Genomic DNA, 10,244 nt, shown 5'->3' with positions numbered 1-10,244 from the left:
AGCAACAGCCGATGTGAACGAGCATCGCGCCACAACCGATGAAGTGGCTAAAGGATATGTAGAGATAAAGGCTACTGATAGTGGTTATCTTTATGGAGTGCAGGTGACTTTCGTTTCATCCATCGCTACAAAAGAACTCTACAGCACCGATTTCTCTGATTGGGGAGCTTACGAGACAAAGGCTGACGACAAACAGGTGACTACAGCGGTATGGAATACCAAATACAGTCATGAGTCTCTTACCTTCTCTGTTTTCAATACCCAGATTGGTGCCACAAACTTCAATACCAGTAAATTCCCTGATTGGAACGGCGGTATGCTGATGGCTGCCAAGAGCGAGACTCCATATATAGAGACTTCGGCTTTGGCATCTGTCACTAAGGTTCATTTCCGTCATGGTGCTACAGGTGGCAACCGCGGATGGAAACTCCTGGCCAAAGGTGACGGTGATGCAGACTGGGTGGTAGTGTCAAGCACTGTTGCCAACCCGGCATCGGGATGCGATGTTGATGTTGACGTGAACAAGACAAACTGTAAACTGCGTTTTGAGAATATCACAACAAACCAGAATGCATATCTTCTCGAACTTGCCATCTACGGACTCGTTGACCTCTCGAAGACTCCGGCTTTGGGCAAGGTGACAATCAACGGAGTTGATTACCAGACTGCTGATATCTGTGAGGAAAACGCAGACGGCGACATGTGTGCTACCGTCGAGATTTCAAAGAAGGAGCAGATGGTAGACGAGACTGCCAACCCTGTAGTGTTCGGAACTCCAGACAATGGAGAAATCAAGAGCATTGAATATAATAAGGGGGATGACAACAGTACTGTCGTTACCGTGGTGGTGGCTGCAGGCGACAAGACTGTGACATATAAACTGACAGTGGCATTCAAGCCAGACTATACCCTCACATATTATAATACAGACGGAACTGTGCTTGAGGCTGTTCAGCAGGTGGAGAAGGATTCTCCAATAGCAAACTTGAGAAACGGCGACGGCGTAATCGTTACCGACGGAAAGGCGTTCCGCGGATGGTTCGTAAAGAGCGATGGCGGACGCAAATATACTACTGCTGACATCGTGACTGGTCCTACCAGCCTTTACGCTGTGGCAACCGACATTGAAGTGACAAGCGACGTAAACCGCTATACTTATAATCTCGCAGATCCATATTTCTATGCAGAAGACCATGAAGGCTTCTGTCCTACAGGTGGAGCTTTCCACGACAAGCAGCATGGCTGGTCGTTCAGCGACGGCGATAAGATTGATATCCTCTCTGGCCGTCACTCTCTCATCTTCGTTACAGGCTGCAAATATAGCGGTGCTGCTAACCTGAAACTCATGAACGGTGAAACAGAGGTCGCTTCGATAGCTCTCGACAAGAGCAATGACGGTGTGATGCAGAGCATTGAATATACCGGTGAGCCAGGAACTCTTACTCTCGTTGCCGATGGTGGCATGTATATGCACAAGCTCGTTGTTGCCAACCTTGGCGACGCTTCAACTGAGAAGAACGAACTCGGATATTATGTCTGCCAGCCAGGCAACGGCGGCAACTTCCTCACTATGCTCGATCTTGCCAATGCAAACAGCAGCGCTACTGAGCGCACATGTATCTTCCTGCCAGACGGAACATACGACCTCGGTAAGGTTGCGCTGACCGCTGTTTCTGGAAACAATATCTCTATCATCGGTCAGAGTATGGACAAGACCATCATCAAGAATGCTCCGGATGTGAAGAACGAGGGAATCGGAACAACAGCGACTCTCTATGTTACAGGAAAGAATCTATATATACAGGACCTGACTCTTCAGAACGCACTTGACTACTACAGTTCTGGTTCTGCCGGTCGTGCGGTTTGTCTGCAGGACAAGGGTGACGGAACCATCTGCAAGAATGTGAAGATGCTTTCTTATCAGGATACATACTATAGCAACAACAATGGAGGTAAGTATTATTGGGAAGACTCAGAAATCCATGGTACTGTTGACTTCCTCTGCGGTGGTGGCGATGTATATTATAATAGGTGTAAGTTCGTTGTTGAGAAACGTAGTGCCGATGGTAAGGGTGGTTGTACTATAGCAGCTCCTTATACAGACGGTTCAAAATGGGGCTACGTGATGAACGAATGTGTTGTAGACAACTGTGCAGAGACCTTCAACTATGGTCGTGCGTGGGGAGGAACTCCTCGTCTGGCATACTTGAACACAACTCTTCTTCAGCCAGACATGATTATCAAGGACCGTTTCACTGTTGGTGGAATGAACGTTCCTGCCGACAAGTTCGTAGAGTTTAACACAATGGATGCCCAGGGCAATGTGGTTTCTCCTGCTTCTAACGTGCTGAAGTTCACAAAGGACAATAAAGTAAACGAGATGGAGACAATCCTCACTGCTGACCAGGCAGCTGAGTATGCTCTTGACAAAGTGTTCCCTACATGGACTCCTGATGCAGACTGCGCACAGGTGGGACTCGGTCTCTTGGCATCCGAAGGCAACACCATTACATGGGCTGCATCCGAAGGAGCTAAGGCATACGCAGTGTTCTGCGATGAGCTGTTCGTTGGCATGACATCGTCTACATCATGGACAATTGCCGATGGCAAGAAAGCTGCCGATTATCTCGTGCGTGCAGCAAATGCAATGGGAGGCTTCGGTGGAGGTTCAACAACTACCACAGGCATCAACAGCATGAAAGTGGATGGCGAGAATGTTGTATCTACAATGTTCTATGACCTCCAGGGTGTGCGTGTCGACGGCAGTCAGCGTGGTGTGCTCATCATGGTTCAGAAAATGAATGACGGCAGCATGAAAACGACTAAAATCGTGAAGTAATTTATAGAAGTTTTTCATTGGTATAAATATTAAAGGGTGCGCGCATCTTCTTTTGGTGTGCGCTCCTTTTGCCTTATGTTTTCATTGCAAAACAAGTTGTTTGCCATTGAAATATATATGGTTTGTGGAGTTTTTTACGCATTAAGTGCAGTTTGACACCTCTTTATGTTGTTTATATTTTGAAAAATTGTAACTTTGCAATATCTTTTTAATTATTTTATTTTTATTAGTAAAAACTATGTTTGGTAATTTAAAAACTTTTCGACTAGGACTTATTGCGCTTATGCTGTTCTTCGTAGGCAGTCTGTCAGCGCAGTCGCTAAAAGGAAATGTGAAGGATAGCACTGGTGAGCCGATCATCGGAGCTACCATCCAGGAGAAAGGAGCCAAGAACATGGCTGTTACCGATCTTGACGGTAACTTCTCCATCAAACTTTCCGGTGGCAAACAGATTACAGTTTCATACATCGGTATGAAGACTGCTACTGTCAATGTTAGCGGCAAGAGCAGTGTTAACATCGTAATGGAGGACGAAGCGACAACCTTGAATGATGTCGTTGTAATCGGTTACGGTACGGTGAAGAAAAAGGATCTTACCGGTTCTGTCACTTCTGTCAGCGCCAAGGATTTGGCAAACATCCCTGTATCTACAGCCTCTGAGGCTATCCAGGGTAAGATGGCTGGTGTGACTGTTACTACAACAGAAGGTTCACCAGATGCCGATGTGAAGATTCGTGTGCGTGGTGGTGGTTCTCTTTCTCAGGACAACACTCCTCTCTACATCGTTGACGGGTTCCCTGTCAGCTCAATCAGCGACATTGCGCCTAACGATATCGAGAGCATCGACGTGTTGAAGGATGCTTCATCAACGGCTATCTATGGTGCACGTGGTGCCAACGGTGTTGTAATCGTTACTACCAAGAGCGGTAAGGAAGGCAAAGTACAGGTGAACTTCAGCGCTTCTCTCGGTGTGCGCAAGGTGATGAAGGAACTCGACGTCCTCTCTCCATACGACTATGCCAAGTATCAGTATGAGACTCAGTATGGCAAGGAGCAGGAGTATGGTGACTGGAGAGATATGGATATCTGGAAGTCTGTTACCGGTCGCAACTGGCAGGATGAGCTCTTCGGCAGAACCGGTCTGCAGCAGATTTACAACATATCTGTAAGCGGTGGCTCCAAGGAGACAAAGTTCAACGTCAGCTATTCTCGTACCGACGACAAGAGCATCATGATGGGTTCAAACTTCAGCAAGAACAACGTTAATGCTAAGTTGAACAGCAAGTTGAACAAATGGTTGACACTCGACTTCAATGCCCGTTTGGCATATTCTGTAGTCGACGGTCTTAACTCAGGTGGCGATACCAACGACGCAAGCGCCTCAAACTCAATCATCAACAAGGCAATCACATACCGTCCTGTTGAACCACTTAACGCATCAAGTGATGACGATGCTGACGAGTCGTCAAATACCGATATCAATCCATACGACCGTATGAGCGGTACTTACAAGCAGCAGCGTCGTTTCCGTCAGGACTACAATGCAGGTTTGAACTGGAAGCCGTTCAAGCATTTCACTTTCCGCTCTGAATTAGGTTTCACATGGAGATTTGAAAATACTGACCAGGCTTGGGACAAGCTCGCTACACGTAACGACAATACAGGTGCCGGTGCTCCAAAGTCTAAGTTCTCCCGCACAGACGTGCGCAACTGGCGTAACGCCAACACCCTGACATACGATACTAAGGATGCCTTCGCAAAGGGCGACCGTTTGAATGTGTTGGTTGGTCAGGAGTGGTCAAGCTCATTGCAGAAGGATTATTATTCTTATACAATCAATTTCCCAACAGATTTCTCTATCGATGAGGTACTCGCCCATCAGGGTGCTAGCAAGGATCAGACTAACGCCAACAGAATCGGTGCCAAGGACAACATGGCGTCTTTCTTCGGACGTGTGAACTATACCTATGCTGACAAATATCTTTTGACAGCTACATTCCGTGCCGACGGTTCAAGCAAGTTCGCTTCTGGCAACCGTTGGGGCTTCTTCCCTGCTGTAGCCCTCGGATGGCGTATCAGCGAGGAGAACTTCATGAAGTCTGTTGACTGGCTTTCTAACTTGAAGCTCCGTCTGAGCTATGGTGAGGCCGGTAACAACCGTATCCCTTCTGGCAGCATCTATCAGCCATTCTCTTTCCCTAACGACTACAGCAAACTGAAAGAGCCATATTTCGGTGGCGAGATTGGAACTGTGATGGAACTCGGAAACTCAAAGTCAAACAATGACCTGAAGTGGGAGACTACTATCACACGTAACCTCGGTTTCGACTTCGGATTCTTCAACAGCCGTATCAACGGTAACTTGGATTTATATTGGAACACTACCAAAGACCTTCTGATGCTGAGCAAGATTTCTTCAAGCTCAGGTTATAACTTCATGTACAAGAACTTCGGTCAGACATCTAACAAGGGTGTTGAGTTCGCTGTGAATGCTTCAATCATCGAGAAGAAGAACTTCACTCTCAGCATGACTGCAAACATCTCTTACAACAAGAACAAGATCGACGAGTTGAACACTGGTTCTGAGTGGGATACAAACTATACTATTCCTGACGTGAACACAGGTCAGAACTTCCGTGTCGTTGAGGGAGGTTCCCTTGGTGAAGTATGGGGCTACAGACTACGTGGCTACTATACAGCATACGATGCAGAGAAGAATCCTAACGGTGAACTCACATGGGATGGCAAGAAATGGCAGCTCCGCGAGGGTCTGCTCGACAAGAGCTCTACAGTAATCGGTACTCTGCAGCCTGGTTCTCCAAAGCTGAAGGTTGACGAGGAAGGCAATGTGGTTAAGGAGAAGCTCGGCAACACCATCGCTCCATGGGCTGGTGGTTTCGGTTTCAACGCTACATTCTACGGCTTCGACGCTTCTGTATTCTTCAACTATCAGTTCGGCAACAAGATCGTGAACGGAACAAAGCTCGGTTCTTCATTCTTCCACGATACACGCAAGGGATACAACCTCAACCGTGATTTCCTGAACAGATATACAAACATCGACCCTGCAAACGGTCTGTCATTGGCTAATCCGACAAACGTAGCACAGTATTATGGTGGTGACGAGGCTAACGTTATCGCTCGCTTGAACGAGATCAACGCTAACGCAAGCATCTACAACCCTGTATCTGTAAGCAAGATGTATCTCCTCGACTACTTCGTGGAGAGCGCTTCTTTCCTGCGTCTTCAGAATCTCACAATCGGTTACACGCTTCCTAAGTCATTGCTCAAGAACTTGTTCCTCAATAACGTGCGTTTCTATTTCACAGGCTACAACCTTCTTACTATCACAGGTTACTCAGGCAACGACCCAGAGGTTGACTCAAGTAGCAAGAAGTCTCGAATGTCTCCGGGTGTAGACTATGCTTCTTATCCAAAGAGCCGTCTGTATGTATTCGGAGTTAACGTATCATTCTAATATATAATAAGGAGTAAAACAAAATGAAAAATATATTAAAGACGATATTGTTGGGAGGTGTCGCCCTGGCTACGTTCTCTTCGTGCAGCGACTTCCTTGACCAGAAATCACCGTCAGACACCGACGCAAGCAACGTTTGGCAGTCAACATATTATACCAAGAATGTGCTCAACAAGGCTTATGGCCTTCTCTGTGAGGACTACACATATTCTCAGGTGCTTTGCTATACCTTTATGGCTAACTCCGACGTTGAGTTTGCTAATGCCTATGGCGAGTCGAATGCCAAGGCTGAGGGTAAGGGCCGTGATCTGAACAACTATTATGCCGACAACGACGCTTCTTTCGCAAAGTCTCGTGATGCATGGGATCACCTCTATGAGAGTATCGAGTATTGCAACAATATCATTGAGGGTCTCAAGGGAATTTCTCCAGAGACAACTGACAAGTCAGAAAAGCAGCTCCTTCAGTATAAGGGCGAGGCGCTCACTCTCAGAGCTATGCTTTATCATGAGTTGATACGTAACTGGGGTGATGTTCCATTCAAGACAGAGCCTACAAAGAACGACCTCTCTAACATAAATACCGGCAAGACAGACCGTGATGTGATTATGGACTATCTAATCAATGACCTTGAAGAGGCAATCAACTATCTGCCTTGGGCTGGTCAGAGCAGCTATACCACAGAGCATGCCACAAAGGGTTATGCTCACGCTCTCCTCGCTCAGATTGCACTTCAGCGTTCTGGTTGGGCTATTCGTGAGGCTGCAAAGGAGGGATATGTAACAGCTACAGAGAATAGTGATCCTACATATCCTACACAGCGTTGCAGCGATGAAGACCGCGTGAAGTATTACAACCTTGCGCTGACACATCTCAATGCTGTCATCAGTTCTGGCAAGCACCAGCTGAACCCAAGCTTCGAGGATGAGTGGACACTCATCAACAGGCAGACTCTCGACACCCAGTATCAGGAGAACCTTTTCGAGGTTCCTATGGGATTGGGCAACTCCAGCGAGTTGGGCTATGGTATCGGTGTGCGTTTTGCTGACAACTGTGCTTATGCTCTGAAGGGAAACTCTTCAGCTAACGTTCAGTTGCCTTCTACTCTCTTCTGGAAGTACGACCACAGCGGCAAGGATACTCGTCGCGACGTTACATGTGCCAACTTCGAAATCAAGGTTGACAATGGCGTTACCACAGAGACTATGCTCGGCAACAAACCATTCAACATCTATTGCGGAAAGTGGGACGTTCGCAAGTTCAGCGACGACTGGTCTGCTATCGCAAAGATCAAGAATGCCAAGTTCGGTACTGGTATCAACTATGTGAAGCTTCGTTACTCTCAGGTCCTTCTTTGGTATGCTGAGGTGATGAACGAACTCAACGGTAATCCTGATGTCGCTACCGGCGGTTGCGGTCTGACTGCCCGTCAGGCTCTTGCTCTCGTTCACGAGCGTGCCTATGCTGACGCTGACAAGGCTGAGGCAAAGGCTTATATCGATGGCATCTCTTCAGACAAGGACGCTTTCTTCAACGCCATCGTTGACGAGAACGCTCTGGAGTTCGCTGGTGAGGGTGTTCGTAAGTACGAGCTGGAGCGTTGGAACTTGCTTAGCGCCAAGATCGACCAGATGAAGAATGACTATATGACTCAGATTTATGAGTATCCTACAAAGCTCTACTATAAGACTTATACAGAGAACGGACTCGTTAAGATCGACATGAAGTCTGTACGCTGGTATGACACCGAGGCTCCTGAGAATGCTGCTGACTATAAGTATGTTACATTCTGGGGCGACGAGGCTAAGGAGTCTAACACCAAAAAGACTAATGTAGCAAACCTCGAGTTCATCAGCGGTGGCTTGAATGAGAAGGTGAAGAACCGCTATCTCCTGCCAATCTACAGTAGTACCATCAACGAGTCTGAGGGTTCATTGCAGAATTCTTATGGATTCCTCCATAAATAATTTTAAATTTTAGAAATCAAGATGAAACTGAATAAATCAATAATAAGCAAGGCTCTCTTCGGAGCTATGATGCTCCTCGGAGGTGCGTCGTTCACCGCTTGTACTGAGACGAACGACTGGGACGTTGATCCTGCTTACGACCGTCTGTTCCATTCCTCCAAGGTTTCCGTAAGCCCAGGTGAGGACCAGGCTGAGGTTACATTCAAGAAGATGCCAGATGCAGAGTTCTACGTAATAGAAATCAGCACCGACACTCTTTTCGATGAGGTTGAAACAACTGAGCATAGCATCTATTTCGGTGATAAGGAGGATGCGAGAATCACTACTTCTCCTTACACTATGACAGGACTTGAGGGTTCTACAAAGTATTACTTCCGTATCAAGAGCTGTGCTACAAACGGCAAGGGCTCTACATGGAAGTATCTTGATGATACAGAATCAAACTATAGCTTCACAACCAAGTCTGAGCAGATTATCCTCGATGTTGTGCCTGGTTCAAAGACCGTGAAGGTCAGCTTCAAGGCTGGCAAACAGATTACTGAAGCACAGATTGTAAAAGACGATGAGGTGCTCGTTTCACAGCCTGTAACTGCAGACGAGGTTGCTGCCGGTGAACTCACAATCAGTGGTCTCAATGCAAAGACTTCTTACACTGTGCAGCTGCTCAACGGCGAGAACGTTCGTGGTAAGATGAAGTTCACCACCACTGAACCTTTCCCTGACGGATACGAGGTTATCAACGTAGCTGCTGGCGATGACGTGAAAGACCTTCTTGCTAATGCCACTTCAGACAAGGTTGTTGTTGTATTCCCACAGGGAATGGAATATACCGCTCTGAATGAGGAGGCACAGACCTCTACAATCAAGGTTCCGGAGAATATCAAGTCTGTCTATTTCTGGGGAGCAGCCGGCGAGTCTAAGGCAACTGTCAAGTTCAAGGGCGTTTCCTTCGACTCATCAAGCATGGATGTTGTCCGTTTCTATAACCTCAATCTCCAGTATGGTGCCAACTCAGACGGTTACGTATTGAACCAGTCTGGTACTTTCACTCTCAACTCTCTCGAGATGGAGAAGTGTGATGTTAAGGATATCCGTGGTATCTTCCGTTTCCAGAGTATCGTGAATTCTACCGTCAATGCTATCAAGATAAATGACTGTGTATTGACAAACATTGGTACTTATGGTATCGTGAATACCAAGGACCAGAAATCATTGACTTTGGGAACAGTCAGCATTACCAACAGTACTCTCAACACAATCAACTCTGTGTTGACGAATACAAGCCAGGCTAACTTCTCTATTACTCTCGACCACTGCACAATCTGGAACTGTGTTCCTGCCACCAAGCCATACTTCGACTTGCAGAAGCAGACAGGAGTTACAGTAGCTTGTACAAACTCTCTCATCGGAGCATACTACGACTTCAAGGATGCAGCGCAGACAGTGAAGGGTAGCAGTCTGAAGGATATCGATGCTACTGGCACTGTATATACAAGTGACTTCAACTGGAACTCTGGTTATGAGATCGGTTCTCAGATTTCTGAGACATCTGCCCAGCTCTGGGCTAATCCTGCCAAGACTGGTGCTGACTTTACAGTGCAGAACTCTTCTTACAAGAATCTCGGTGACCCACGCTGGATTCCGGCAGAGTAATGATATAGATTTTATTTCTATTAAATAATAAAAGGTGGAAAGTTCAATGTGTAGCTTTCCATCTTTTATTTTGTATACGAGGTGACATGTCTCTTGCTCCTTACATTTGGCAAGTTTCCAACTATGTTTCCTGGCCTTGATTTTTCCCCCACAGCGTGGGGAACATCACCCCCTAATGTGGGGTTTCATTCCCCACGTTAGGGGGAGAATTCTATATGATAAAAAGTCGAATGACACTTTTCTGTTGGACGTCCCTAAAAAAAAGTAATGTAAGTGTCCGTAATTCACATAAAATGTGTAAGTTTGC

General features: G+C 46.7%; 4 protein-coding genes. All 4 read left to right on the top strand.

Features of this window, described 5'->3' with window-relative positions; translation table 11 throughout:
- Positions 1-2,839: pectinesterase family protein (locus tag QVO99_RS02465; protein ID WP_288176884.1), on the top strand; the 2,839-nt coding region annotated here is incomplete at its 5' end.
- A gap of 238 nt (positions 2,840-3,077) precedes the next feature.
- Positions 3,078-6,317 (top strand): SusC/RagA family TonB-linked outer membrane protein, encoded by a 3,240-nt coding sequence (locus tag QVO99_RS02460; RefSeq protein ID WP_022316010.1) that lies wholly within the window; start codon positions 3,078-3,080, stop codon positions 6,315-6,317.
- Between the two features lie 23 nt (positions 6,318-6,340).
- Positions 6,341-8,284 carry a RagB/SusD family nutrient uptake outer membrane protein gene (locus QVO99_RS02455; protein WP_022316009.1) on the top strand — a complete coding sequence of 648 codons (1,944 nt, stop codon included), beginning with the start codon at positions 6,341-6,343 and terminating at the stop codon, positions 8,282-8,284.
- Positions 8,285-8,305: 21 nt separating this feature from the next.
- Entirely contained in the window at positions 8,306-9,937 is a 1,632-nt protein-coding gene (locus tag QVO99_RS02450; RefSeq protein WP_022316008.1) for a DUF5123 domain-containing protein, read from the top strand.
- Positions 9,938-10,244: the final 307 nt, after the last annotated feature.

This window comes from Prevotella sp. CAG:592 (assembly GCF_000436015.1).
GTDB lineage: Bacteria > Bacteroidota > Bacteroidia > Bacteroidales > Bacteroidaceae > Prevotella > Prevotella pectinovora.
Note: the sequence above shows the minus strand (reverse complement) of the source record. Positions and strands in the feature narration are given on the sequence as shown.

Coding starts and splice junctions, on each gene's coding strand:
- QVO99_RS02460 (WP_022316010.1), top strand. CDS start 3,078: ATGTTTGGTAATTTAAAAACTTTTCGACTAGGACTTATTGCGCTTATG.
- QVO99_RS02455 (WP_022316009.1), top strand. CDS start 6,341: ATGAAAAATATATTAAAGACGATATTGTTGGGAGGTGTCGCCCTGGCT.
- QVO99_RS02450 (WP_022316008.1), top strand. CDS start 8,306: ATGAAACTGAATAAATCAATAATAAGCAAGGCTCTCTTCGGAGCTATG.